This is a genomic window from Allobranchiibius sp. GilTou38, assembly GCF_017565325.1.
GTDB lineage: Bacteria > Actinomycetota > Actinomycetes > Actinomycetales > Dermatophilaceae > Allobranchiibius > Allobranchiibius huperziae.
In genome coordinates this window covers 337,387-363,785 of record NZ_JAGEKN010000007.1, presented here as the reverse complement: position 1 = coordinate 363,785, position 26,399 = coordinate 337,387, and the positions used below count along the sequence as shown (strand labels likewise).

Here is a 26,399-nt window from a genome sequence, read left to right as displayed (position 1 = left end):
GCGAGGCCACCGGGCAGGCCTCTGACCTGCGCAGACACCGGTCAGATCTGACAACGCCAGGTTTCCCTGACAGTCGATGAGAGCTTGGATTCGGACATGCACGGCGGGGCGGATGTGCCCCGATGTGCAGGGCGCACGGCGGGGCGGATGTGCCCCGATGTGCAGGGCGAAAGTCAGTCGGTGACGCGCTCGCCGTCGATCCAGACTCCCGCCACGTCGGCGTCGGTCCCCAGGGCGAACGCCTTCGCCAGTGCGTTGTCGGGGTCGAGCGCGTTGCGCAGGTTCACCTGCAATGCGCCGTCGTCCGCGCCGCGTAGCCACACCGCGTCGAAGCGTTTGCCGACGGACAGGTCGCCGACGTCGTCCAGGCCGAGCATGGCGGCGCCGGCCGAGGTCGCCAGGTGCAGCAGATGTGCCGCCGTGAGCGGCACGCCGTCCGCGCCGAGCAGCTGCTGCATGAAGTACGCCTGCAGCGCCTCCTTGAACATCGAGAAACCGGTGCCCCCACCCACGTCGGTGCCGAGGGCCACGGGTACGCCGTGCTCCAGATGCCGCCGGAGCGGGAAGCTCCCGCTGCCGAGGGAGGAGTTGCTGGTCGGGCAGTGCGCGACCCCCGCGCCGTGATCGGCGAGCAACCGCAGCTCCTCATCGGTGGCGTGCACGTTGTGCGCGAGGACGCTCCTGCGGCCGACGAGTCCGTGTTTGTCGTAACTGCCGACGTAGCTGGTGCCGAAGAATTCCTCCACCTGTGCAACTTCGACGGTGTTCTCGTTGACGTGGGTGGTCATCCAGCTGCCTGGAATCTCATCGAGCAGCTCACCGCACACCGAGAGGAGATCGTCGCCGCAGGAGAGGGAGAACCGCGGGGTCACGGCGTACCTCGCCCGACCCCTGCCGTGCCACCTCTCCGCCAGGGCGCGGCTCTGCTCCAGAGCGACGTCGGCCGAGGTCAGGAGGTCATCGCGCAGGATCCGGTCGCTCAGCACCAGCCCGCTGGTGATGCGCAGTCCGGTCGCGGCCGCCCGGCTGAAGAGTGCGTCGACGGCGGGAGCGAAGTGCGCGCCGAAGACCAGCGCGCTCGTGGTGCCGGAGCGCACCAGTGATCGCACGAAGTCGTCGGCGGTCGCCACGGCGTACGACGGGTCGGCCAGTCGGGCCTCCTCCGGCAGCGCGCAGCGCTGCAACCAGTCCAGCAGCGGCATGCCGAGGCCGCCGATGGCACGCACCTGCGGGTAGTGCACGTGGGTGTCGACGAAGCCGGGGAGCAGTAGTCCCCCGTCGAGGGTCTCGATGGGCTCGCCCGGGTGGTCCCGCCGCAGCTGCGCGAAACCGCCGCGGGCGAGGATCGTGCCGTCGCGGACGAGCAGTCCACCGTCCTGCTCGGCGCGCAGCCGGCCACCGGCGAACGGATCTTGGGGGGTGTCGAGCACGGTGGCCCGGTAGAGCGTCACGTGCGCGTCCTCGAGGTGGGGTGGGCGGCAGCAGCCTCGGCCGCCACGGTCTGTAGCAGCGCGGCGGCGACCGACACCGCGATCGTCGCCGGCTCCTTGCCGACCAGGTCGGGGATCCCGACCGGGCAGGTGATTCGCGTCAGCGACTCGGGCGAGTGGCCCTCCTCGAGTAGCCGCTTCTCGAAGCGGCGCCATTTGGCCGACGATCCGATCAGTCCGATCGAGCCCAGGTGGGTGCAGCGCAGCGCGGTGTCGCACAGGGCCGCGTCCTCGGCGTGGTCGTGCGTCATCACCAGCACGTGGGTGCCGGCCGGTACCTGACCGAGCACCAGTTCGGGCACCGGTGAGTGGTGCCAGTGGAGCGTGGCCGGCGAATCGTCGTACACAGCAGGAAGTCTGGGCACGGCGTAGGCCGCGCGCGAGTCGACCAGGTGCAGCTCCAGGTCCTGCCGGGAGAGGATGCGCGACAGCTCCACACCGACATGGCCCATCCCGAAGATCGCGACGGACGCAACCACCGGCAGCGGCTCGAACAGCATCTGCACCTCGCCACCGCAGCACTGTGTGCCGTGCTGCACCGGCGCGCGCTCATTGAGCGCCAGCTCCAACGACTGCGGCGATCGGGCACCGTCGGCGAGCATGGCATGGGCGCGGGCCACCGCAGTGGCCTCGAGGTTGCCACCTCCGATGGTGCCGAACTCCTCTGCGGCGCACACCACCATCTTGGCGCCGGCCTCGCGAGGGGCGTGACCGCGCACGGAGGTGAGCGTCACGAGGACGCCGGGCTCTCTCCCGGCGCGTAAGCGTGCGATGGCGTCGATCCAATGCATCGCGATCAGGCCTTGGCCGGTTCGCTCGCGAGCTCTTCGGAGCGCGGGTGCATCGGGTGCGCATCGGGACCCGGTTGGTCCGGCACGTGCTGTTGGGCGCGCGAGCCGCGTTCCACGCCGCCGTCGGTGCGACCGGATCGGGCGTCCTCGATCGCCCAGAAGACCGCCTCGGGTGTCGCGGGCAATCCGAGCTCGACGCTCCCGCCGGGCGCACCGAATGCGGCGGCGGCCTGGCGCAGTGCCTCGCGCACGCTGAAAGCGAGCATGAGCGGGGGTTCGCCCACGGCCTTGGAGCCGTAGACCGCACCTTCCTCGTGGGCCTGCTGCAGCAGCGCCACGTTGAAGACCTCGGGCATCTCCGAGAAGCTCGGCAGCTTGTAGGTGCTGGCAGCCTGCGTCGCCAACTTGCCGCGGGTCGGCCGGTCGCTCTCGTCCCAGACCAACTCCTCGAGCGTCATCCAACCGGCGCCCTGGACGAAGCCGCCTTCGATCTGCCCGATGTCGACCAGCGGAGAGAGGCTCTCTCCCACGTCGTGCACGATGTCGACGCGCCGCGTGCGGTACGCGCCGGTGAAACCGTCGACCTCGACCTCGGTCGCGGCCACGCCGTTGGCGAAGTACTTGAACGGCTCGCCCTGCATGATCGAGGAGTCCCAGTGCAGCCCCTCGGTGCGGTAGTAACCGGCCGCCGACAGCTGCACGCGCTGGAAGTACGCGCGCTGGGTCAGATCGGCCCACAGCATCGGCTCGGCTCTGCTCCCGATCGCCGACACCACCCCGTCCTCGAACCGGATGTCGGCCGGGCTCACACCGAAGTGCTGGGAGGCGACCTGGGTGAGCCGCTCCTTGATCTGCTCGCACGCGTTCTTGATGGCGCCACCGTTGAGGTCGGCACCCGAACTGGCAGCGGTGGCAGAGGTGTTGGGCACCTTGTCGGTCCGTGTGGGAGCGAGTCGGATGGTGGTCAGGGGTACGCCGAGCGCGGTCGCGGCGACCTGCAGCATCTTGGTGTGCAGGCCCTGGCCCATCTCCGTGCCACCGTGGTTGATGAGCACCGATCCGTCCTTGTAAACCAGCACGAGCGCGCCGCCCTGGTTGAAGGCCGTGAGGTTGAAGGAGATGCCGAACTTCACCGGCGTCAGCGCGAGTCCCCGCTTGAAGTCGGCGTGCGTCGCGTTGAAACGGGCGACCTCCTGCTGCCGTCGTGTGATGTCGCCGTCGGTGACCACCTGCTCCCAGGCGCGTTCCAGCCGGTCCCACTGTCGGACCGGCTGACCGTACGGTGTGGTCTGGTCCGGGCCGTAGAGGTTCTGTCGGCGCAGGTCGGCCGGGTCCTTGCCGAGCAGCGGGGCGCACCGGCCGAGGATGTCCTCGATCACCAGCATCCCCTGAGGCCCCCCGAACCCGCGGAACGCCGTCTGCGAGGTCTTGTTGGTCCGGGCGATGCGACCGTTGACCCGCACGTTGGGGATCCAGTACGCGTTGTCGATATGGCAGACCGCCCGCGCGAGCACCGGTTCGGACAGGTCCAGGCTCCAGCCACCGTCGGCGGTGAGCGTCGCGTCCAGCGCGACGAGCGAACCGTCGGCGTCGAAGCCGACCCGCCACTGGGTATGGAAACCGTGCCGCTTACCGGTCATGGACATGTCGAGGGTGCGGTTCAGGCGCAAGCGCACCGGGCGCCCGGTGAGGACGGAACCCAGAGCGGCGATCGCCGCGAGACCGTGCGGCTGCATCTCCTTGCCGCCGAAGCCGCCGCCCATCCGCAGGCACTGGACGGTCACCTCGTGAGAGTGCAGACCGAGGACGTGGGCGACGATCTCCTGCGTCTCGCTCGGGTGCTGGGTGCTGCTCTGTACGAAGATCTGACCGTTCTCGTCGACCATGGCCAGGGCGCAGTGGGTCTCCAGGTAGAAGTGCTCCTGACCCTTGAACTCGAACTCGCCGTGGAAGACGTGCGCGGCGTCCTGCAGCCCCCGATCGATGTCGCCCCGCTCCATGTGGGGCTGGGCGCCCTGGAAGGCCTCGGCGGCGATCGCCTCCCGAGCCGTCATCAGCGAGGGGAGCGGTTCGTAGTCGATCTCGATGGCCGCGGCACCCAGCCGGGCGGCCTCGAGGGTCTCGCCCAGCACCCACACGATGGCGTGGCCGTAGAACATGGCCTCCGTCGGGAAGAGCGGCTCGTCGTGCTTCACCCCCGCGTCGTTGACGCCCGGCACGTCGTCGGCCGTGAGCACCCGGACGACGCCGTCGACGTCGAGCGCCGGAGAGGTGTCGATCCGGGTGACCGCGGCATGCGCGTGCGGGGCCTGCACCGGCCAGGCGTGCAGGCAGTCCTTCGTGCGGCCGACGAGATCGTCGGTGTAGAGCGCCCTCCCCGTCACGTGTAGGTCGGCAGCCTCGTGCGGAATCGGGTGCCCGACAACAGGAGTGGCGGGACGTTCGGAGAGTGAGCTCATGCGTCGACCTCCTGCGTCGCGGTCTGCGAGTGGAATTTGAGCAGCGCCGTACGCAGCATCGCCGCGCGGTACCGGCTGCTGGCCCGGTGGTCGTCCATGGGTGTGCCGGTCGCGCCGAGCACCCGGGCTGCAGCCTGCGCGGTCTGCAGGGTCCACGGCCGGCCCTCCAGGGCGGCCTCGGTCTCGTAGGCGCGCAGCGGCGTCGCGGCGACGCCGCCGAGCCCGATCCGTGCGCGGCGTACGACGCCGTCCTCGATGTCGACAGCGAACGCCACGGCCACGCTGGAGATGTCGTCGAACCGGCGTTTGGCGATCTTGTGGAACGCCGCGGACGCGGCCAGCGGCAACGGGATCCGGACGGCCTTGATCAGCTCGTCGCTGTCCCGGATCGTCCGCCGGTACCCCGTGAAGTAGTCGGCCAGCGGCACGACCCGCTCACCCCGGGTGCTGGCGAGCACCAGTTGTGATTCCAGGGCCAGCAGGACCGGAGGGCTGTCGCCGATGGGCGAACCGGTGCCGAGGTTGCCCCCCAGGGTGGCTCCGTTGCGGATCAGACGGGAGGCGAACTGCGGGAAGAGCTCGGCCAGCAACGGCACGCGGCCGTCGAGGCGTCGTTCGATCTCGGAGAGGGTGAGCGCGGCGCCGATCTCTACGTGGTCGGGGCCCTCGTGCAGCTCACGCAGCTCATGGAGCCGGTCGATGGCCACCAGCACGGGTGAGCGCGCCATCAGCAGGTTGGCGGCGACCCCCCAGTCGGTGGATCCCGCGACCAGCCGGGTCTCCCGGTCGTCGCCCAGCAGGGTCATGGCCTCGTGCAGCGTGGACGGGCGGACGAACTCGTGCACCCCGTCGGTGACGCGGGTCGGGACGGCCTCGGGCGCCGGTTCACTGCGGCGGTGCGCGAGGGGGTCCTGTGCCGACGGCCGGCCCAGGGCGTACGCGGCGTCGCGGATCGGGCGGTACCCGGTGCACCGGCACAGGTTCCCCGAGAGCGCGTGCAGGTCGAAGCCGTTCGGGCCGTGCTCGTGATCGGTGGAGGTCTCGGCGCCGGTGTCCATCGCGACGGTCGTCGAAGAGGTCGCCGAGTCGGCGTCGTGCGCCGCCGGCGCGCGATCCGCGCGGTAGTACTCGGCGGCCATGCTGCACACGAATCCCGGTGTGCAGTAACCGCACTGGGAGCCCCCGCGGTGGGCCATCTCCTCTTGCACGGGGTGCAGTCCGTCGCTCCCGCCGAGACCTTCGGCCGTCACGATCTCCTGGCCGTCGTACCCGACGGCCGGCGGCAGGCACGCGTTCACCGCGACCCAGGACGAACCCGCACCGTCCGGCCGGGACACGAGCACCGAGCAGGCGCCGCACTCGCCCTCGGCGCACCCCTCCTTCGCGCCGGTCAGACCCTGCCCGCGCAGATAGTCCAGCAGGCTGAGATAGGAGGGGGTCCGGGCCAGGGACCGGCGGGTCCCGTTGACGGTGATCTGTGGGCTCTGCGAAGGGGAGTTCGTCATCACCGGCTCCTGACTGCGTGGTCGCGAAGGCTCTTGCCATGATCTGGCAAAGCATGGTTCGACGGCAGTACACGGGCCCGGTTATCCATGCAGAACAGGCCCTTCGCTGGTGTGAGTGTAGACACATCGCCAGGACGCCGACCGGTGTCCCGGGGGGCATCACCGACGTGATCTGCGCCCGGCACGACGTACGTCATCCCTGCCCCGACCACGGTCAGTACGCGCGGACGCGCGCCGAGTTGATCGGGTTCGCGTCCGCCACGAGGCGGTCGAAGCGGTAGCCGGCGATCTTGGCGATCTCGACCAGCGCGATGTTGTGCTCCTGCACCGAGGAGTTGCGCATCCGGACCCAGCCGTGGCGGATGAGGTCGTCGAAACTTCCCTCGTCGCGCACGCAGATGACCAGCGGGAAGCCGAACTGTTCCTCGTACGCCGCGGTGAGCTCGTCGAGGTCGGACTGGTCCTGCTCGCCCAGGTGGGTCAGGCCGCGGGTGCCCTGGTCCTCCAGCGACTCCACGGGGGCGTCACCTCCCAGAGCCTGCCCGAGGCGCGGGTAGGCGTTGACCAGTTCGACCTGCTCGGCCGACGTCGCGGCGAAGAGTGCCTCCTGGAACGCCTGGCGCAGGTCCCGACTGTCGCTGAACGGTCGCTGCCCGAAGGCGCGCTCGACCATCCACGACGGACCCTGGAAAAGGCTGCCGAAGGTCTGCACGAACTCCTCCTGCGTCATCTCGTTCACCTGCTCGAGGCGCACCAGGTGCCCCGGGGCGCCTGCCACGGCCGGGCCGAGACCCGATCCGAGGTGGAAGAAGACGATGTAGAGGACGAACGCGGCGATGCTGCCGATCGTGATGCCGCTGCCCAGGAAGACCTGCAGCGAATCGGGCAGCGACTTGGCGACGTCCGGTTGCGCGGTGACGAAGGTCGCCAGCCCCAGGCTGCTCGCGACGATGATGACGTTGCGGTGGTCGTTGAAGTCCACCTTCGTCAGGGTCTGGATGCCGACGACCGCGACCGTGGCGAACATCGCCAGACCCGCGCCGCCCAGCACCGGTGACGGGATGCCGGCCACGATGGCGCCGGCCTTGGGCAGCAGGCCCAGGATGATCATGAACCCGCCGGCGGCGGCGACGACGTACCGGCTCTTGATCCGGGTCAGGCGCACCAGACCGACGTTCTCGGCGAAGCAGGTGTAGGGGAAGGAGTTGAGGACACCGCCGATCACGGTGGCGAGACCGTCGGCACGGAGCGCGCGGGTGACGTCCTCGCCGCCCACCCGCTTCTCGACGATCTCGCCGGTCGCGAAGACGTCGCCGGTGGTCTCCACCGCGGTGATGAGCATGACGATGATCATCGAGATGATGGCGGCCACCGCGAACTTCGGCGTGCCGAAGTGGAACGGCGTGGTGACTCCGACGATGTGGGAGCTGCCGACGTCGCTGAACTTGGCGTCGCCCAGGCTCCAGGCGATCACCGTGCCGACGATCAACCCGATGAGGACGGCGACCGTGGCGATGAAACCGCGGAAGATGCGCTGAATCGCGACGATCAGCAGCACGGTGCCGATCGCGTAGAGGATCCACCGACCGTTGCTGGGCTCGGATCTGCCGGTGAGCGGGTTCATCACCGCGTCGCCGGCAGCGACCGGCAGCAGCGACAGACCGATGATGGTGATGACCGAGCCGGTCACGACCGGCGGGAAGAATCGGATCAACTTGCCGAAGAACGGAGCGATCGCCAGCGTGAAGAGGCCGGCGATGAGCACCGAGCCGTAGATGTAGAGCAGGCCGTTGACGCCACCGCCGTGACTGACGCCGATCGAGATCATCGGCGCCACCGCGGTGAAGGTCACCCCCTGCAGCAGGGGCAGTCTGACGCCGACCTTCCAGAAGCCGATCGACTGGATGATGCTGGCGATGCCGCAGGTGAACAGGTCGGCGTTGATCAGATGGATGAGGTCCGGCGTGCTCAGCTTGATGGCGCTCGCGAGCAGGATCGGGACGATCACCGCTCCGGCGTAGAAGGCCAGAACGTGCTGGATGCCGTAGATCGCCAGCTGCGGTGCGGGCAGGACCTCGTCGACCGGGTGAACGGGTGGGCGGGTGGAGGCGGGTGCGGCTGTTGCGGTCATCGGTGCTCCTTGGACTGCTTATATTCCGCTAGACGTAACTTATATTCCGTGATGCGAAATGCTAGACAGTGACTCAGGTCACGTCAAGGATTTGTCGGCACCAGCGGACGCGGGGTGGACGCGTCGGGCTGTCACTTGGAATCGCCGCTGGCACAGGGGTTTTCGTGCCAGATCGGGGTGTCCCGGCTGTACGGCGCGATCGGCGCCCCGGGACTGGGCAGACCTGTTACCAGGCCTGCCCGGGGTCATAGGCAGCTGACATGTCGACATCGGCCGAGCGCTTCACGGTGGCCTCGATCAGGCCGTACGGCCGGTCGTCGGCGTGGAAGACCTCGTTGTCGTTCGAGAGATCGAACGGTGACAGGTCGATGACGAAGTGGTGCTTGTTGGGGCAGCTGAGCCGGATCTCGGCGACGCCGGGCGCGGCGTCGAGGGCCTTCTGGCCCATCTCCCAGATCGTCTGCTGCAGCGCGTAGCTGTAGGAGTCGGCGAAGGCGGTCGTGAGCGCGTCGACGACGGTGTCGAAGGCGCCGTTCCAGTCGGCGTTCTCGTTCGACTCGTGCGCCCACCGCGCCGTCACGGCGGTCGCCATCACGCGGTCGTTGGTGGGCTGCAGGGTGGTGTAGCGATCCTGGTAGAAGCCGTGGAACTCCGAATCGGTGGTCTTCAGGACGACGTACCCCGTGAGGCCACTGACGACGCTGGCCGGCCGGTCGCCGTCGTTGCCCCGACGGACCGTCACCGTGCGCACGTAGTCGTCGACACGGCGGAACGCATGCGGTTGATCGCCGATCCGTTGCCAGGGGAAGGTCTCGACGGTGATCGTGGCCGATGCGACCTGGGGCACGTCGTCGACGAAGTGGTCGGCGAGCGCGACCGCGAAGGACTCCGGCGCGCGGACCGCGTCACCGGCCTCCTTCGCGAACGCGTTGACGGTGTTCTTGCACGCGTCGGTGGTGAGGACGTTGGCCTGGTCTCCGGTGATGTGCGCGTCGGCGAAATCACCGCTCAGCGCCACGCTGACGTTGTAGTCGACGATGTCGTGGCGGCTCTCGCGGCTCTCGCGGAAGACACGCACGACGTGCACCTCGGCCTTGCCGTACTGGTTGTGACCCAAGACGTAGGACATGGGTGGTTCAGCTCCCTCGGTAGGTCGAATAGGCGAACGGACTGAGTAGGACGGGCACGTGGTAGTGCCGTTCGTCGGTGACGACGAAGGTGATGCAGACCTCGGGGTAGAACGCCTCGACGTCGTGCGCGGCGAAATAGTCGCCGGTCACGAAGACGAGGCGGTGGGTGCCCGGGTCGAGCGGGGTGTCGGCAAGGCTCGTGACGCGGCCGTCGTCGTCGGTGATCCCCGATCCGATGCGGTGCCAGTCGCTCTCGGTGCCGCGTGCGAAGGCCTCGACGGGGATGCCGGCTGCCGGCACACCGCGTACGGCGTCCAGCACGTGGGTGGACAGGGTGCTCATCGGACCATCGCCTCCAGGCGCAGACGGGTGATCATCCGCAGTTGCTCGATGACCTCGGCGAGCTCGGTCTGCTCGTCGTTGTCCATCCTGCGGTGCAGCTCGGCGAGGATCTCGGCCGGCGTGCGACCGGCGGCGCGGATGAGGAAGACCCGGTCGAAGCGCTGCTCGTAGGCGCGGTTTCCCTGCAGGAGGTCGTGTCGGACCTGGTCGTCGGCATCGGTGACCGAAGCCTGCTCGGCCCGGGAGAAGTGCCCGGACGCGGAGGAGCCGGCCGGGCGCTCGCCGATCCGAGGGTGGTCGGCGAGGGCGTCCGCCACATCCTGCTCGGTCAGGGCTGTGAAGGCGGTGTCGGAGGCACTGAGCAGGCGGTCACGATCGCCGTACGGGCGGCCCTGCACCATTCGGTGCACCCAACTCGGCGCTGCACAACACGTCCGCAGCAGATCGGACGCGCGGTCGGCCGCGAGGTCGTCGAAGACCCCTGCCGGGAGCGAGTGAATGTCGGTCACGTGGTCTCTTTCGTCATGCGAAATATGGATTCCGCGATAAGGAATATGACACTCGTCACGTCGCCCGTCAAGAGCTGGTGCGAACGGCGGTGGGCATCGTGCCCGGTCAGCGCCGCCCGCTCTCGCCGCTCGCTGCCGCTACGCGGTGGCGCTGTCGAGGTCGCTCGCGAGGCGCGCGGCGACGTCCTGCAGGAACGGGATCGCGCGTTTGCGCACCGCGCCGGTGATCCGGCTGGACGGCGCGGACATCGAGACCGACATCAGGGCGGTGGCGCTGGGCACGGCGACGGCGATGCAGGTCACCCCGAGCTCCATCTCGCCGTCTTCGGTGGCGTACCCGTTCTTGCGGATGCGGGCCAGCTCGGTGAGCATCACGTCGGGATCGGTGATGGTCTTGTCGGTCATCGCGGGCATGCCGGCGCGCCCCAGGATCGCGAGGACCTCCTCATCGGGCAGCTGCGCCAACAGCGCCTTGCCTGCGGCGCGGCAGTGGGGCGGGACGTGCCGGCCCAGGTCGGTGAACATCCGCAGCGCACGCGGCGACGGCACCTGCCCCACGTAGACGAGCTGGTCGCTGTCGAGCGTCGCGAGGTTGGCGGTCTCGCCGAACTCCTGCACGATGCGGCTCAACTCGGGCGCGCTGCGGGAGCCGAACGCGATCAGCGCGGTCGCGCCCAGCGGGATCAGCCGCGAGCCGAGCGCGTACCGGCGGTCGGGCAGCTGTCGCAGGTACCCGCGATCCGCCAGGGTGCGCACGATCCGGTGAATGGTCGGCATCGGCAGGCCGGAGACGTTGCTCATCTCGACCAGGGCCATCTCACCGCCTGCGGCGTCGATGGCCTCCAGGATGTCCAGGGCACGTCCCACCGACTGCACGCCACCGCTTCTGCCGCCGTCAGCCATGAACTCTCCTCGGGTGTGGTGCGAGATCGGTGCGACGCTGTCACGCTCGACGTCGGACGCACACGGTGGATCGGCGCGGGATCGTGCGACCGCCGATTCGGGTCCCAAGCGTAGTTGGTGCTCGTCCCCGCCGGGCGGTATCAGCTGCTACGTTCCGGCATACGAAATTTATCTTCCAAAATGATCTGGAGGAGAGACCGATGGCCGATGACGCCACCGAAGACCTGATCGCCGAGCTGGATCATCTGCTCGCGGGCGCCGACCGGGACCTGACGGCGGGCTACCCCGGGGACCGGGTGGATCGCGTACCCGTGCACACCGTCTACGTGCCCGCCGATCGGTACGACGCCGGCACGCCGCAGGCCTGGGGTCGGGAGGCCCTGCGGCTGCTCGACGACTACGCGCCGACCGCCGACGCACTCGCGGGCGCCACCGGGCTGGCACCCGAGCGGCTCGCCGACGTCTACGACCGGGTGCGAGCCAAGCTCGCCCGCGAGCCCATCGAGGATCTGCGGGTCGACTTCGAGGACGGTTACGGCCGACGTGCCGAGGGCGTCGAGGACGACGATCTCGCACGCACGCTCGCGGCGTACGAGAGCCAGCGTGCTGACGGCACACGCCCCGCGTGGTGGGGGATCCGCTTCAAGGCGTTCGAAGCGCCGACCCGCGAACGCGGGGTACGCACCCTGGCGCGGTTCCTCGAGCAGACCTGCACGGAGGGTCGGGTGCCGGACGGGCTCACCCTCACGCTGCCCAAGGTCACGTCCGTCGACCAGGTGCGGGCGATGGCGCTGGCGCTGGAACGGATCGAGGTCACGCTCGGCCTTCCCGCCCGCTCGATCGGATTCGAGATCCAGATCGAGACCGCGCAGGCGATCCTGGCGGCGGACGGCACTGCGACGGTGGCGACGATGGTGCATGCGTCCGGTCGGCGCGCGACGAGCCTCGTCTACGGCACGTTCGACTACAGCGCGGGCCTCGGCGTCGCCGCGCCGTACCAGGCACCCGACCACCCGGTCGCCGACCACGCCAAGGCCGTCATGCAGGTCGCCGCCGCCCAGACCGGGGTGACCGTGTCGGACGGTGCCACGAACGTCGTGGACTTCTCCTCGGCCGAGGCGGCCGGCGCGACCTGGGCGCTGCACACGAGTCTGGTGCTGCGATCGCTGCGGTGGGGCATCTACCAGGGCTGGGACATGTGCCCAGGTCACTTGGTCTCCCGCTACGTCGCCACCTACCTGTTCTTCCGCGAGGCCCTGCGCCCGGCGGCGGCCAGGCTCGCGGCGTACGTCGGGCGGGTCGAGGGCGGCGTGCTGGACGAGCCGGCCACCGCGCGGATGCTCGCCTCGGCGTTGTTGCGTGGCGTCCGCTGCGGTGCGGTGGACGCGAGCGAGGTGCAGGAGCTGGCCGGTCTCTCGGTCGAGCAGCTGGTCGACCTCACCCGCTGATTTCGCGGCGGTTCGCGGCAGAGAGGGGCCTTCAGGCCGAAGGGGTTTACGGATGCACGTTCCTCCGGCTATTCTGAATCGCGGAATACAACTTCCATGATGCGGAACAAGGAGAACGACGGTGACTTCGACCCGGTACGCGGTGAACATCTCGATCCTGTTCACCGAGATCCCCTTCCTGCAGCGTCCCGCCGCGGCGCGGGCCGCCGGCTTCGACGCCATCGAGTGCTGGTGGCCGTGGGAGACGGCGACGCCGACCCAGAAGGAGCAGGACGACTTCATCCGTGCCGTGCAAGACGCCGGCGTGCGGCTCATCGGCCTGAACTTCTTCGCCGGCGACATGCCGGGCGGCGAGCGCGGCCTGGTCAGCTGGGTTGAACGCCAACAGGAGTTCCTGGCCAACATCCCGGTCGTCGTCGAGCTCGGCCGCCGGAGCGGATGCCGCGCGTTCAACGCCCTCTACGGCAACCGCGTGCCCGGTGCCGACGTCGCCGCGAGCGACGCGGCCGGCGTCCGGGCACTCGCGACGGCGGCCACGGCGGTTGCCGAGATCGGCGGCGTCGTACTCCTGGAGCCGGTGAGCGGGTGTCCGGATTACCCCCTCAAGACCGCGGCCGACGTGTTCGCCGTCATCGACCGGGTCCACCGGGAGACCGGCGTTCAGAACGTGCAGTTCCTCTGCGACCTCTACCACCTCGCGGCGAACGGCGACGACCTCGACGCGGTAGTCCGGGAGTACGGCGACCGCGTCGGCCACGTGCAGATCGCCGACGATCCCGGGCGTGGTGAACCGGGCACCGGTCGGCTGGACCTGGCGGGGTACGTACGCCGGCTGCAGGACGCGGGATACCGCGGCTACGTGGCGCTGGAGTACAAGACCGCCTCCACCACCGAAGCCGGCCTGGACGGCTGGCTGCCGAGGGGCGAACGAGGCGCGACCGGCGCCGACAACGTCCGCGAGACCAACGACAGGAGCACCGTATGAGCACGCGCATCGCCTTCATCGGCCTGGGCATCATGGGCAGCCCGATGGCGGTTCATCTTCAGGAGGCCGGCCACCAGGTGACCGGCTTCGACCCCTCGCCGGACAAGGCGGCGGCCCTCGTGGCCGCGGGTGGCCGCGCCGCCGGATCGGCCGCCGAGGCGGTCCGCGACGCGGAGGTCGTCGCGGTGATGGTGCCGGACAGTCCGCAGGTCGCATCGGTGCTGCAGGACGAGGGCGGGGTCTTCGACTCCGCTGCGTCCGGTGCGCTGATCATCGACTTCTCCTCGATCCGCCCGGACGTCACGGCCGAGCTCGCCTCGGCCGCCACGGCTCGGGGTTTCCGGATCATCGACGCACCCGTCTCCGGCGGCGAGGCGGGCGCCAAGAGCGCCGCGCTGTCGATCATGGTCGGCGGCTCCGCTCAGGACTTCGAGTCCGCGCAGCCGCTGCTCGACGTCGTCGGGAAGACCGTCGTCCACGTCGGCCCCTCCGGCGCCGGTCAGACCGTCAAGGCCGCCAATCAGCTCATCGTGGCGATCAACATCGAGGCTGTCGCCGAGGCCCTGGTCTTCCTCGAGGCGTACGGCGTCGACACGAAGGCCGCGCTCGACGTGCTCGGCGGCGGCCTGGCGGGCAGCGCCGTACTCGAGCAGAAGCGCGACAACATGACGACCCGCAGCTTCGCGCCGGGATTCCGGATCGACCTGCACCACAAGGACCTGGGCATCGTCACCTCCGCCGCGCGGGAGGCCGGGGTCGTGCTGCCGCTCGGCGCGCTCGCGGCTCAGCTGGTCGCCTCGGTGCGCGCGTGCGGCGGTGGCGGCCTGGACCACTCGGCGCTGCTGCAGGGTGTCGAACGACTCTCCGGAGGTTCCAAGTGACGATCATGCGGGCGGTCGACGCCGCCGTACTCATCCTGGAGAAGGAGGGCGCGACACAGCTGTTCGGGCTGCCCGGCGCCGCCATCAACCCGTTCTACAGCGCGGTCCGCGACCACGGCGGGATCAGGCACGTGCTGGCCCGACACGTCGAGGCCGCCTCGCACATGGCCGAGGGCTACACCCGCGCGGCCGCCGGCAACATCGGCGTCTGCGTGGGGACGTCGGGGCCGGCCGGCACCGACATGATCACCGGGCTGTACTCCGCCTCCGCCGACTCCGTCCCGATGCTCGCGATCACCGGTCAGGCACCGGTGGCCAAGCTGCACAAGGAGGACTTCCAGGCGGTCGACATCGCCGCGATCGCCGCACCGGTGGCCAAGTGGGCCGTCACGGTGATGGAGGCGGGCCAGGTGCCCGGAACCTTCAGCAAGGCCTTCCACCTGATGCGATCGGGGCGTCCCGGGCCCGTGCTGATCGACCTGCCGATCGACGTGCAGATGGCGCAGATCGACTTCGACATCGACACCTACGAGCCGCTGACGGTGGCCCGGCCCGAGGCCACAGCCGCCCAGGCGCAGCGGATCCTCGACATGCTGGCCGCCGCCGAGCGTCCGGTGATCGTCGCGGGCGGTGGCATCGTCACGGCCGACGCGGCCGAGGACCTGGTGACGTTCGCCGAGCTCACCGGCATCCCCGTCATCCCCACCCTCATGGGGTGGGGCGCCATCCCCGACGACCACCCCCTGATGGCCGGGATGGTCGGTCTGCAGACGTCGCACCGCTACGGCAACGAGACCCTGCTCGCCGCGGACTTCGTGCTCGGCATCGGCAACCGGTGGGCCAACAGGCACACCGGCGGCATCGACACCTACACCGCCGGGCGCACCTTCGTTCACGTCGACATCGAGCCCACCCAGATCGGCCGCGTCTTCGCTCCCGACTACGGCGTGGTCTCGGACGCGGGCGCCGCACTGCGTCGCCTGGTCGAGGTCGGGCAGGGGAGCCGGCTGCCCGACCGATCGGCCTGGGCGCAGGAGTGCCGCGAACGTCGCGGCCGGTTGCACCGCAAGACCAATTTCGACGTGGTGCCGATCAAGCCGCAGCGGGTCTACCAGGAGATGAACGCCGCGTTCGGGACCGACGCGACGTACGTCTCGACGATCGGGCTCTCGCAGATCCAGGCAGCGCAGCTGCTGCACGTCTACCACCCCCGGCACTGGATCAACGCCGGGCAGGCCGGTCCGCTCGGCTGGACGCTCCCGGCGGCACTCGGGGTGGCCACGGCGAGCCCGGACGCCAACGTCGTCGCGCTCTCGGGCGACTACGACTTCCAATTCCTGCTGGAGGAGCTGGCCGTGGGCGCGCAGTTCAACATCCCCTACATCCACGTCGTGGTGAACAACGCCTACCTCGGCCTGATCCGGCAGAGTCAGCGCGGCTTCGACATGGACTACTGCGTCCAGCTCGCCTTCGACAACATCAACGCCGAGGAGGGTGCGGACGCGACTGTGAAGGGCTACGGCGTCGATCACGTCCGAGTCGCGGAAGGACTGGGCTGCAAGGCCATCCGCGTGACCGAACCGGACGCCATCCGGGACGCGCTGGAGGACGCAAAGAAACTTCGCGACGAATTCCGCGTGCCGGTCGTCGTGGAGGTCATCCTGGAGCGCGTGACCAACGTGTCGATGGGTACCGAACTGGACAACATCGTGGAGTTCGAAGAGCTGGCCGCCCGGGGCGAGGACGCCCCCGGTGCGGTCGTGGCGTTGCTGGACTGATGATGCGCATCGTCGTCGCCGTCGACAAGTTCAAGGGCTCGCTGACCGCTCGGGACGCCGCGGCCCGCATCGCCGCGGGCCTGCGGTCGGTGGATCCCTCGATCGAGGTCGTCACCGCACCGGTGGCCGACGGCGGCGACGGCACGGTCGATGCCGCGATCGACGCGGGTTTCGAGTCCCGCACGGTCACCGTGGACGGACCCACCGGTGCACCGGTCGAGGCGAGGTACGCGATGCTCGCGGATCGAAGCGGCGTCACCTGCGTGGTGGAACTGGCCAACTCCTGCGGCCTGCAACTGCTCCCGAGCGGTGCGGCGGCGCCCATGACGTCGTCGACCCGGGGCCTCGGACAGGTGATGGGCGCGGCTCTGGACGCCGGGTGCGGTCGCCTGGTGGTCGGCGTCGGTGGCAGTGCCAGCACCGATGGTGGTGCCGGGATGCTGTCGGCGCTCGGCGCAAGCATCCTGGACGCCGCCGGACGTCCTGTCGGCCCCGGCGGCGGCGCGTTGATCGACGTACGCCGGGTCGACCTGACCGCGGCGCGCGCGCGCCTGGCCGGGGTCCGTCTCGAACTCGCCTGCGACGTGGACAATCCGCTGACGGGTGAGCACGGTGCCGCTGCCGTGTACGGCCCGCAGAAGGGCGCCGACCCCGACCAGGTGCGCGTCCTGAACGACGCGCTCGCACACTTCGCGTCGCTGGGTGACCGCACGCTCGCACGTCGTCCGGGCGCGGGGGCCGCCGGCGGAACGGGATACGCCGCCCTGCTGCTCGGCGCCCGGCTGAGGTCCGGCATCGAGACGCTCCTGGAGATCACCTCGTTCACCGAGTCGCTGCGCGGAGCCGATCTGGTGATCACGGGGGAGGGATCCCTCGACGCGCAGAGTCTGCGCGGGAAGACGCCGATGGGGGTGGCGAACGCGGGACGGACGGCCGGCATCCCCGTGCATGCCGTCGCCGGGCGGGTGACGGTCTCACCGGAGGAGCTGCATCTCGCCGGTATCGACGCGGCCTACGCGCTCACGGACATCGAGCCCGACGTCGCGACCTGTATCAAGGACGCCGGACCGCTGCTGGAACGCAGCGCCGTGGCGCTGCTCACCGACGTGCTGGAAAGGACCCGCTGACCATGCCCGAGGCATTCGATCAGATCTTCGTGGCATCCCGGGCCGTCGTCGCCGGGGTCGAGCGGCCGGCCGTCGTCGGTGTCCGCGCCGGGACCATCGCCGCGGTCGGGACCCTCGACGCCCACGCCGACTGGAGCGGCGAACGCATCCGGTTGGCCGACGACGAGGTGCTGGTGCCGGGGATCGTCGACACGCATGTGCATGTCAACGAGCCCGGCCGCACCGACTGGGAGGGCTTCGCGTCCGCGACGAGTGCCGCCCTCAGCGGCGGGACCACCACGTTGCTGGACATGCCGCTCAACAGCCTGCCGCCCACGACCACGCTGCAGGCATTGCGGGTCAAGCAGGACGCGGCGCGTGGTCAGTGCTTCATGGACGTCGGGTTCTGGGGCGGCGCGGTCCCGGGCAATCTCGACCAGCTCGGGCCGCTGCACGACGCCGGGGTGTTCGGCTTCAAGTGCTTCCTGATCGATTCCGGGGTGCCGGAGTTTGCGCCACTGTCGAGCAGCGAACTGGTGCAGTACATGCAGCGCGTCGCCGAGCTCGGTGCGCTGATGATCGTGCATGCCGAGGATCCGGACGTGATCGCGGCGGCTCCGCAGGCCCGCGGTCGGCAGTACTCCGACTTCGTCGCCTCCCGCCCGGACTCCAGCGAGGTGTCCGCGATCCGCACCGTCATCGAGGCCGTTCGCCGCACGGGCGCCCGTGCGCACATCCTGCACCTGTCGAGCGCCGCCGCCCTCGATGAGCTGCGAGCCGCCAAGGCGGAGGGTCTGCCGTTGACCGTCGAGACGTGCCCGCACTATCTGACCTTCGCCGCGGAGACCATCCGCGACGGCTCCACCGCGCACAAGTGCTGCCCCCCGATCCGTGGCGAGAGCAATCGCGACGAGCTCTGGGAGGGACTGAGTGACGGCACGATCGACATGGTCGTGAGCGACCATTCCCCCTGCACGGTGGACCTCAAACAGCTCGACTCCGGAGACCTCGGCACCGCGTGGGGCGGCGTCGCATCCGTCGAGGTCGCCCTGCGGGCCGTCTGGACGGGCGCCCGTGAGCGGGGGATCGAGCTGGCGCGCGTCGTCGACTGGATGAGTACGAGGCCGGCCGCCGTCGTGGGCCTCACCGAGCAGGGCGGCATCGACGTCGGCCGACGTGCCGATCTGGTCGCCTTCGCACCGGAGGAGAGCCTGACCGTCGACGCCCGGCGGTTGCACCACAAGAACAAGCTCACGGCGTACGACGGGATCACCCTGCGCGGGGCCGCCCGGCGTACCTGGCTAGGAGGGCGCGAGGCGAGCACAGCACACGCGGCCGGCCGCTTCCTCGTCCGCAGCGACACCCCTGCCCCGACCCACATCGCAACGAGCCGTGAGCACGACCCCAAGGAGACGCCATGAACGACGCCCCGGACTTCACCCGACTGCCCGACCTGGCCTCGCGCCGTCTGGGAGCAGGGGTGGTGGCGGCCAGCGACGAGCTGTTCGCCGAGAAGGAGAACCTCATCAAGGCGGACGCCCCGGCGTACGCCAGTTTCACCTTCGGCAACAAGGGTCAGGTGTACGACGGGTGGGAGACCCGGCGTCGCCGCCAGCCCGGGATCGACTGGGCCGTGATCCGGCTCGGCTCGCCGGGCATCGTGCACGGCGTCCTGGTCGACACCTCGTTCTTCACGGGCAACTACCCGCCGCAGGTGTCGCTGCAGGGCGCGTACATCGACGGCTACCCCGCGCCCGACGAGCTCTCCGACGCCGACTGGTTCGAGCTGGTCGGGGTGCAGCCGGTCGAAGGGGACAGCGTCAATCCGTTCACGGTGTCGCAGCGTCGCCTGGTGTCGCACGTGCGGCTGCGGATGCACCCGGACGGCGGCATCGCGCGCCTGCGGGTGCACGGTGAGATCGTGCCCGACCCTCGTCTGGTGGCGCAGGGTCAGGTCGACCTGGTGGCCGTCGAACTCGGCGGCAAGGTCACCGACTGCTCGAACATGTTCTACTCGGCGCCGGCCAACCTCATCATGCCCGGCGAGGCACGCTCGATGGGCGAGGGGTGGGAGACCTCCCGCCGGCGCGACGACGGCCACGACTGGGTGCAGTTCGCGCTCGCCGGACCGGGCGCCGTCCGCATCGTCGAACTCGACACGCGGCACTTCGTCGGCAACGCGCCGGGGTGGGCGCGTCTCACCGGCACCTCGGTCGACGGCCAGCAGGTCGAGATCCTGCCCCGCACGCGCCTGCAGCCGGACACCCGTCACCGGTTCCGGGTTTCGGCCATGGATGGCATGGATGGCATGGATGGCATGGATGGCCTGGAGGGACAGAACAGCCCGGATATCGCCGCGGCCCGGCTCGAGGTCTTCCCGGACGGTGGGATGGCGCGGGTGCGGTTGTGGGGACCGCTGACCGATCGTGGCCGGTCCGACATCGGCGCGCGGTGGCGCAATGCCGGCGGTGTGATGGCACAGTAAGTGTGTGACGTCGAGCACCCCCGGGAGTCCCCGCGATTCACGCGTCGAGGGGAGGTCCGTGCCCACCCTGGGAGGTCCACACCATAAAATTGCTGCCATGGCACCGAACGTCGATGCACAACGAGGATGCATGTGCGGGCATACGTTCGATTCGCACGAGCACCTGCGGCGTGGCACCGACTGCGCGTTCCGTCGGGAGTGCGGGTGCCTGCGCTTCCGCCCCGCGGAGCCGAAGGGGCCGGTGGAGATCGTTCAGCGCTGGTGGTGGACCGGCCGCCGATGACGTCGGGTCAGGCGGCGGGTACGGCGGTGTCGGCCGGAGCAGGTCGCGTCGTGGTGGGGGTGTAGTTCGCCGCCTTGCCACGCACGTAACCGGCCACCGTCGTCGCTGTGCCGGCGAGGATCGCTCCCGCGCCGAGCAGATGGCGCGGACTGACGTTGAACAGTTCGCGCAGCACCGCACGCGGGAGCACAGCGGCGACGTAGCGGCGTTCGGACGCCAGAGCCGCGTCCTGCCCGACCATCCGGGACACTGCGGCCTTGGACACGCCCTCGGCGTAGCACCGGGAGAACAGGTAGGACCAAGTCAGCCGATCCGGGCTCACCCGGTGGGCGGCTCGCGCGCGGGGCTCGAAGACGAAGGAGGAATTGGGCACCGACTGCGCGATACGGATGCACATCTCGGTCTCCTCGCACCCCAGCGGGGTCCGACCGATCCTGCCGAGATCCTCACTGAACATCCCGACCTGCCCGAAGACCTCGGCGCGCATCGACATGTTGCACCCCATCAGGTTGCGCACCGTGGCCGCGTCGGCCGGGAGACCTTCGTAGGTGCACCCGATGACCCAGTCCAACTCGCCACGTTCACCGCCGCGTGGCGCAGGCAGTGTGGCGGGCCGGCGGACACCCACCGGCCACAACGGCTGGGCCGATCCGCCGACGCCCATCACATGGTCGTCGGCGTAGTGCGCGACCATCGATTCCAGCCACCGCGGGTCGGCGGTGGCGTCGTCGTCGAGGAAGGCCAGGACCTCACCGTGGGCGGCTTCGATTCCGGTGTTGCGAGCACCGGACAGGCCGGGCAGGTGGGCGTTGGCGACGATCGAGATCGCCATGTGATCGGGCTTCAGGGCCCCGAACCGCTGACGCGCTTTATGCAGCAGCACGTCGTTGTGATCCACGACCACCAGCAGCTGGATCGGGGGCAGGGTCTGCTCGAGCACCGACTGGACGCTCTCGCACAGGTCCTGCCATCGCCGTTCGGTGTATGCGCAGACGATGACCGAGAACGTCGGCTCCGCGATGGTCCTCACGCGCTGATGCTGGGCCGGCGGACCTGCTCGGCAGGAGCGGTCGTCGTCGTCAGGACGGTCGCGCCACGACGCCGCAGCGCGGTGGCCCTCTGTCGCTCGGACACGATCGTGCGCAACACCCGGAACCCGTCCTTGAAGGTGCGCAGGTTGCTCTCGCCGTGGATGCGGGGACGCTCGATGCTCGGCACCTCGCGGATCTGGACCCCGGCGCCGACCATCCTCAGGTTGATCACGGTCTCGATCTCGAAGCCGTCGCCCCAGATCATCTCGCCGGGCGGGACGGGCGCGTCGATGTCGGGCAGGCCGAGCGCCGGCACCAGCTCGGTCCAGAACGCGTTGTAGCCGTAGCACAGGTCGCTGAAGCGCTGGCCGAACGTCAGATTGACCAGGACGTGCAGCCCGGTGGCGCCCACATGCCGCAGGAGGGTGATGTCGTCACTGCCGCCGCCCCTGATGAAACGGCTGCCCTTGGCGAAGTCGGCGCCGTTGATGAGCGCGTCGACGTACGCCGGGATCTCCCGGGCGTCGGCCGATCCGTCGGCGTCGAACATGACGATGATGTCGCCGGTGGCAGCCTTGAAACCGCACGCGAGGGCGTTCCCCTTGCCCTTGCGCGTCTGCTTGACGACCTTGATGTCGGGCATGACCTGGCGTGCGACCTCGACGGTGCCGTCCGTCGAATCGCCGTCCACGAGGATGACCTCATGTACGGGAGGCAACGTCGGCAGCACGGCTCGCAGGTTGTCGGCCTCGTTCTTCGCGGGCACGACCACGGTGATCGTCGGTTGCCGGCTGGCACGGCCTCGTTCGGTTTCCAAGGTGCGCTGCTCGAAGATGGAACCCTCGGCGAGCGAACGTGGCGAGTTGCGATACATGAGTGCTTTCCCCGGTGACGTAATGATGCTGAGCAAGTGTGAATGCGGTGCTTCTTCGGTGCGGGCGGACTCTGTGAGGACGATACCCCCCATTGCTTGAATCTTGGACTTGTATAGCGGATCGAACCGTTGAGTTCCCAGTGATGAAGCGTCAATATTGGGTCGTGCAACTACTTGACAGCACGTAACTTGCCACCACGAGGGCCATGCCATTACGGAGTCTTTACCAACGCTTTACACCTGCTGGACAGCGTTGAGTAGCACTTAGCAGTTAGTCGTTTCCCCCGTATGAAGCCGTCCTCGGGCCTAGAGTCGGCACCAGCGCTCGCGCAGTCGCCCCGGCCTGCTCAGCCGGGTGTCTGGCGCGCCCGCGCGCGACGCCCGCTACCGACGAGGGGGACACGGATCGCCATGCAGGAGCAGCTCACCGACTCGGCGCCCTCAGCCTGCCGTCTGTGCGGCAGCACCAGGTTGCGCAGCGTGCTCGACCTTGGGGCGACGCCGCCGTGCGAGTCGTTCCTGACCACCGACGAACTGGATCGTCCGGAGCCGACGTACCCGCTGCACCTGCGTTTGTGCGAGCAGTGCCTGCTGCTGCAGATCCCAGCGCTCATCACCCCGGATGAGACCTTCACCGACTACGCCTACTTCTCGTCCTACTCCGACTCATGGGTCGAGCACGCGCGCTCCTACGTGCAGCAGGCCAAAGATCGGCTGGGGCTCACAGGCGACTCCTTCGTGGTCGAGGTCGCCTCCAACGACGGGTACCTGCTGCAGCACTTCCTGGGATCCGTGCCCTGTCTGGGCATCGAACCGTCGGTCAACGTCGGTGCGGCGGCGCGCGACCGGGGCGTGCCGACCCGCACGGACTTCCTGGACGAGCAGGTCGCGGCGCAGGTGCGTCGCGAGCACGGCCCGGCCGACCTCGTGGTCGCCAACAACGTCTATGCGCACATCCCCGACCTGCTCGGCTTCACCCGCGCCCTGCGCGGGCTGGTGGCCGACGACGGAACGGTGTCGATCGAGGTGCACCACGCGCTCAATCTGGTGCAGTACGCGCAGTTCGACACGATCTACCACGAGCACTTCCAGTACTACACGCTGCTCTCGGCGACGCGGGCACTCGCGACCGCAGGCCTGGCCGTCGTCGACGCGGAATTGATCCCGACGCACGGCGGGTCGCTGCGCATCTGGGCACGGCCGGCCTCGGTGAGCGGCGAGCCGTCCGATGCCGTGGCGCGGATCCTGGCGGTGGAGCAGGAAGCAGGACTTCACGATCCGGCCGGGTACGACGCACTCGCGACGCGCACGGCCGCGATCCGACAGGATCTGTTGCGCTTCCTGCTCGACGCCGCGCGCGATGGGTTGCGGGTGGCCGGTTACGGCGCACCGGGCAAGGGCAACACCCTGCTGAACTACTGCGGCATCCGTCCGGACCTGCTCGCCTACACCGTGGACCGCAACCCGTACAAGCACAGCCGGTTCACTCCCGGCACCCGCATCCCGATCCATCCGCCGGAGTACCTGGACGCCGACCGACCCGACCTGGTGCTCGTGATGCCCTGGAACCTGCGCACCGAGCTGACCTCCTCGCTCGCGCACGTCGCGCAGTGGGGCGGGCGGCTCGTGTTCGCGCTGCCGGAACTGACCGTGCTCGACCCGTCAGGCTCGTCCGATCCGTCTGGGCAGGTCGACATGGCGCGCACGACGGGGGTGCAGGCATGAAGGTCGTCCTCTTCTGCGGCGGGTACGGGATGCGGATGCGTGGCAGCACCGACGACGTCCTCACCAAGCCCATGCACCTGGTCGGCCCGCGGCCGATCATCTGGCACGTGATGCGCTACTACGCGCACTTCGGCCACACCGAGTTCATCCTCTGCCTGGGCTACGGGGCCGACCAGATCAAGGACTACTTCCTGCACTACGAGGAGACCGCCTCCAACGACTTCGTCCTGCGGGACGGGAAGGTGCAGCTGCTCGACACCGACATCGCCGACTGGACGATCACCTTCGTCAACACCGGGCTCAACTCACCGATCGGCGAGCGCCTGCGCCGGGTGCGTCCCCACCTGGAGGGCGACGAGGTCTTCCTCGCCAACTACGCCGACGTCCTCACCAACCTGCCGCTCGACGCGATGATCGATGAGTTCAAGGGAACCGAGTGTGCCGCAGCGCTGCTCGCGGTCCCGCCCCAGTCCTCGTTCCATGTGGTGCAGTTCGACGAGCAGCACCGGGTGCGCGACCTGGAGCAGGTCGGCGTGATGTCGATCTGGGAGAACGGCGGCTACTTCGTGCTCACGCAGGCGGTGTTCGACCACCTGCCGGTCAACGGCGACCTGGTCGGCGACGTCTTCGAGGCCCTGCTCGGGCAGGGCCGGCTGCTCGCCTACCCCTACTCGGGGTACTGGAAGCCGGCCGACACCTTCAAGGAGCGTGCCGAACTCGATCACGCCTGGGACACCCACGATGCTCCGTGGGCCCTGTGGAACGGCTCCGATCCGGGCAAGCCCGCGTCGCACCCCAGGACCAGTTGATGCTCGAGCTCACGACCGGCCCGATCGATCGGGTCGTGCTCCTCGCCGCGCATTGTGACGACCTCGCGATCGGGGCGGGCGGCACGATCCTCCTGCTCGCGGCCGCCCGGCCCGACCTGCGGGTCGATGCCGTGGTCCTCACCGGCGGGGGTGGCCCGCGCGAGGCCGAGGAACGCGCTGCGTTCCACCGGATGTGCCCCCAGGCCGATCTGCGTCTCACCGTGCTCGACCTGCCCGACGGCCGGGTGCCCTCCTACTTCGACGTGGCCAAGGACGCGATCGTCGCGGCCCGCGAGTCCGGCGCGGGCGGACTCGTCCTCGCGCCCCAGATCGCCGACGCCCATCAGGATCACCGTGCGGTCGGCGAGATCGCGCCGACCGTCTTCCGGGACCACCTGGTCCTGCACTACGAGATCCTGAAGTGGGAGAGCGACCTTCCTGCCGTCACCGCGTACCAGCCGTTGGATCGCGCCACGATGCGCGCGAAGCTCGCAGTGATCCAGGAGAGCTACCCCAGCCAGGCGCATCACGACTGGTTCGACGATGAGGCGTTCCTCGGCCTGGCCCGTGTCCGCGGGGTGCAGTGCCACGCGCCGTACGCCGAGGCGTTCGTCGCACCCAAGACCACCCTGGGGATCGGACGCAGCCGGTGAACGGCCGCGCACCGCTTCCCGCGACGACGAAGGACGGTTGACGTTGAGACTGCTAGTGACCGGTAACCAGGGGTACCTCGGCTCGGTGATGGTCCCCCTCCTGCAGGCGGCGGGCCACGACGTCGTCGGGTACGACACCGGGCTGTACGCCGACAGGGTGCTCGGCCCGGCGCCGACGGATCCGCCGACGATCGCGAAGGACATCCGCGACGTGGCGCCGGGCGACCTGGAGGGATTCGAGGCCGTCATCCATCTGGCCGCGCTGTCCAACGACCCGCTGGGGGCCCTCGAGCCGCAGATCACCCACGACATCAACCATCACGCGTCGGTGCGTCTGGCGAAGGCCGCGAAGGAGGCCGGCGTGCGCCGCTTCCTCTACGCCTCCACGTGCTCGGTCTACGGCGCGGCCGGTGCCGACGCCGTGACGGAGGACTCGCCGATGCGTCCGGTGACGCCGTACGCCGAGTCCAAGGTGCGGGTCGAGAGCGACGTGCATGACCTGGCCGACGGCGAGTTCGAACCGGTCTTCCTGCGCAACGCGACTGCGTTCGGCGCCTCGCCGCGACTGCGTGCGGACATCGTGCTGAACAACCTCGTCGGCCACGCGATGCTGAGCGGACGGGTGCTGGTGATGTCCGACGGCACGCCCTGGCGTCCTTTGGTGCACGCCCGGGACATCGCCGAGGCGTTCTCCCGCTGCCTCACCGCCCCGCGGGAGGCGGTGCACGCCATGGCGTTCAACGTCGGCGCCGAGATGAACAACGCCACCGTCGCGCAGATCGCGCAGGAGGCGCAGCGTGCGGTGCCCGGCTCGGAGTTGGACATCACCGGGGAGACGGGATCGGATCCGCGGTCCTACCGGGTCGACTTCAGCGCGATCCGGGCGGCGTTGCCCGGTTACGAGGCGACGTGGTCGATCGCCGACGGGGCGCGCGAGCTCGCGGCGGCATACCGATCGGCTCCGCTCACCCGGGAGGGGTTCGACGGCGACTTCGTGCGGCTCGCGGTGCTGCAGCGCAAACAGGAGGCCGGCCTGCTCGACGCGGACTTCCGGCCGAGGTGAATGCGACGTGCCCTCAGT

The 26,399-nt window shown here is 69.5% G+C and carries 22 protein-coding genes; 11 read left to right on the top strand and 11 right to left on the bottom strand.

From position 1 onward, the window contains the following. Positions 1-173: 173 nt before the first annotated feature. The 9 genes from JOB34_RS11025 to JOB34_RS10985 all read right to left on the bottom strand — a co-directional run bounded on the left by JOB34_RS11025 (position 174) and on the right by JOB34_RS10985 (position 11,260). Entirely contained in the window at positions 174-1,451 is a 1,278-nt protein-coding gene (locus JOB34_RS11025) for a guanine deaminase (protein WP_208052761.1), read from the bottom strand. Then, a complete protein-coding gene (gene xdhC / locus JOB34_RS11020; RefSeq protein ID WP_208052760.1) occupies positions 1,448-2,281 on the bottom strand; it encodes a xanthine dehydrogenase accessory protein XdhC in 834 nt (277 codons plus the stop codon). Before xdhC ends, JOB34_RS11025 begins: the two co-directional genes overlap by 4 nt. Before the next feature lie 5 nt (positions 2,282-2,286). After that, a complete protein-coding gene (gene xdhB, locus JOB34_RS11015) occupies positions 2,287-4,740 on the bottom strand; it encodes a xanthine dehydrogenase molybdopterin binding subunit (RefSeq protein ID WP_208052759.1) in 2,454 nt (817 codons plus the stop codon). Then, entirely contained in the window at positions 4,737-6,245 is a 1,509-nt protein-coding gene (locus tag JOB34_RS11010) for an FAD binding domain-containing protein (RefSeq protein WP_208052758.1), read from the bottom strand. Before JOB34_RS11010 ends, xdhB begins: the two co-directional genes overlap by 4 nt. 214 nt (positions 6,246-6,459) lie before the next feature. Beyond that, a complete protein-coding gene (uraD, locus tag JOB34_RS11005; protein WP_208052757.1) occupies positions 6,460-8,376 on the bottom strand; it encodes a 2-oxo-4-hydroxy-4-carboxy-5-ureidoimidazoline decarboxylase in 1,917 nt (638 codons plus the stop codon). Positions 8,377-8,602: 226 nt separating this feature from the next. Continuing rightward, positions 8,603-9,505, bottom strand: coding sequence for a factor-independent urate hydroxylase (gene pucL, locus JOB34_RS11000; protein WP_208052756.1), 903 nt, complete (start codon positions 9,503-9,505; stop codon positions 8,603-8,605). Positions 9,506-9,512: 7 nt separating this feature from the next. Then, entirely contained in the window at positions 9,513-9,848 is a 336-nt protein-coding gene (uraH, locus tag JOB34_RS10995; protein ID WP_208052755.1) for a hydroxyisourate hydrolase, read from the bottom strand. Then, positions 9,845-10,357 (bottom strand): 2-oxo-4-hydroxy-4-carboxy-5-ureidoimidazoline decarboxylase, encoded by a 513-nt coding sequence (gene uraD / locus JOB34_RS10990; protein WP_347813831.1) that lies wholly within the window; start codon positions 10,355-10,357, stop codon positions 9,845-9,847. The genes uraH and uraD (JOB34_RS10990) overlap by 4 nt, the downstream gene beginning before the upstream one ends. Before the next feature lie 138 nt (positions 10,358-10,495). Further along, complete coding sequence (locus JOB34_RS10985; RefSeq protein WP_179483327.1) at positions 10,496-11,260, bottom strand: IclR family transcriptional regulator; 765 nt, start codon at positions 11,258-11,260, stop codon at positions 10,496-10,498. A gap of 200 nt (positions 11,261-11,460) precedes the next feature. Between JOB34_RS10985 and JOB34_RS10980 the strand changes: the two genes are divergently transcribed. From JOB34_RS10980 to alc, 7 genes are all read left to right on the top strand, one after another. Then, positions 11,461-12,708 carry an aldolase/citrate lyase family protein gene (locus JOB34_RS10980; RefSeq protein WP_208052754.1) on the top strand — a complete coding sequence of 416 codons (1,248 nt, stop codon included), beginning with the start codon at positions 11,461-11,463 and terminating at the stop codon, positions 12,706-12,708. Between the two features lie 121 nt (positions 12,709-12,829). Continuing rightward, positions 12,830-13,693: a TIM barrel protein gene (locus JOB34_RS10975; RefSeq protein WP_208052753.1), complete on the top strand. Its 864-nt coding sequence runs from the start codon at positions 12,830-12,832 to the stop codon at positions 13,691-13,693. Next, positions 13,690-14,574 (top strand): 2-hydroxy-3-oxopropionate reductase, encoded by an 885-nt coding sequence (locus tag JOB34_RS10970; RefSeq protein WP_208052752.1) that lies wholly within the window; start codon positions 13,690-13,692, stop codon positions 14,572-14,574. The genes JOB34_RS10975 and JOB34_RS10970 overlap by 4 nt, the downstream gene beginning before the upstream one ends. Then, positions 14,571-16,352 (top strand): glyoxylate carboligase, encoded by a 1,782-nt coding sequence (gcl, locus tag JOB34_RS10965; RefSeq protein WP_208052751.1) that lies wholly within the window; start codon positions 14,571-14,573, stop codon positions 16,350-16,352. Before JOB34_RS10970 ends, gcl begins: the two co-directional genes overlap by 4 nt. Next, the gene (locus tag JOB34_RS10960) at positions 16,352-17,479 is read left to right on the top strand and encodes a glycerate kinase (protein WP_243757922.1); all 1,128 of its coding nucleotides are present in this window, start codon (positions 16,352-16,354) and stop codon (positions 17,477-17,479) included. The genes gcl and JOB34_RS10960 overlap by 1 nt, the downstream gene beginning before the upstream one ends. Positions 17,480-17,481: 2 nt before the next feature. Continuing rightward, positions 17,482-18,879, top strand: a complete 1,398-nt coding sequence (gene allB, locus JOB34_RS10955) for an allantoinase AllB (protein ID WP_208052750.1) — start codon at positions 17,482-17,484, stop codon at positions 18,877-18,879. Further along, positions 18,876-19,943, top strand: a complete 1,068-nt coding sequence (gene alc, locus JOB34_RS10950; RefSeq protein WP_208052749.1) for an allantoicase — start codon at positions 18,876-18,878, stop codon at positions 19,941-19,943. Before allB ends, alc begins: the two co-directional genes overlap by 4 nt. A 290-nt stretch (positions 19,944-20,233) precedes the next feature. Here alc and JOB34_RS10945 read toward each other — a convergent pair whose 3' ends face one another. Both JOB34_RS10945 and JOB34_RS10940 read right to left on the bottom strand, forming a co-directional pair. After that, positions 20,234-21,256 (bottom strand): glycosyltransferase family 2 protein, encoded by a 1,023-nt coding sequence (locus JOB34_RS10945; protein WP_208052748.1) that lies wholly within the window; start codon positions 21,254-21,256, stop codon positions 20,234-20,236. Then, a complete protein-coding gene (locus JOB34_RS10940) occupies positions 21,253-22,131 on the bottom strand; it encodes a glycosyltransferase family 2 protein (RefSeq protein WP_208052747.1) in 879 nt (292 codons plus the stop codon). The genes JOB34_RS10945 and JOB34_RS10940 overlap by 4 nt, the downstream gene beginning before the upstream one ends. 411 nt (positions 22,132-22,542) lie before the next feature. Here JOB34_RS10940 and JOB34_RS10935 point away from each other — a divergent pair, with 411 nt between their 5' ends. The 4 genes from JOB34_RS10935 to JOB34_RS10920 are packed head-to-tail and all read left to right on the top strand — an operon-like array spanning position 22,543 to position 26,381. Beyond that, positions 22,543-23,856: a class I SAM-dependent methyltransferase gene (locus tag JOB34_RS10935; protein ID WP_208052746.1), complete on the top strand. Its 1,314-nt coding sequence runs from the start codon at positions 22,543-22,545 to the stop codon at positions 23,854-23,856. Next, positions 23,853-24,665 (top strand): glucose-1-phosphate cytidylyltransferase, encoded by an 813-nt coding sequence (locus tag JOB34_RS10930; RefSeq protein WP_208052745.1) that lies wholly within the window; start codon positions 23,853-23,855, stop codon positions 24,663-24,665. Before JOB34_RS10935 ends, JOB34_RS10930 begins: the two co-directional genes overlap by 4 nt. Beyond that, on the top strand, positions 24,665-25,318 hold the full coding sequence (locus JOB34_RS10925) for a PIG-L family deacetylase (protein ID WP_208052744.1): 654 nt from the start codon (positions 24,665-24,667) through the stop codon (positions 25,316-25,318). The genes JOB34_RS10930 and JOB34_RS10925 overlap by 1 nt, the downstream gene beginning before the upstream one ends. Positions 25,319-25,361: 43 nt before the next feature. Further along, positions 25,362-26,381 carry an SDR family oxidoreductase gene (locus tag JOB34_RS10920; RefSeq protein ID WP_208052743.1) on the top strand — a complete coding sequence of 340 codons (1,020 nt, stop codon included), beginning with the start codon at positions 25,362-25,364 and terminating at the stop codon, positions 26,379-26,381. The last annotated feature ends 18 nt before the right edge of the window (positions 26,382-26,399 follow it).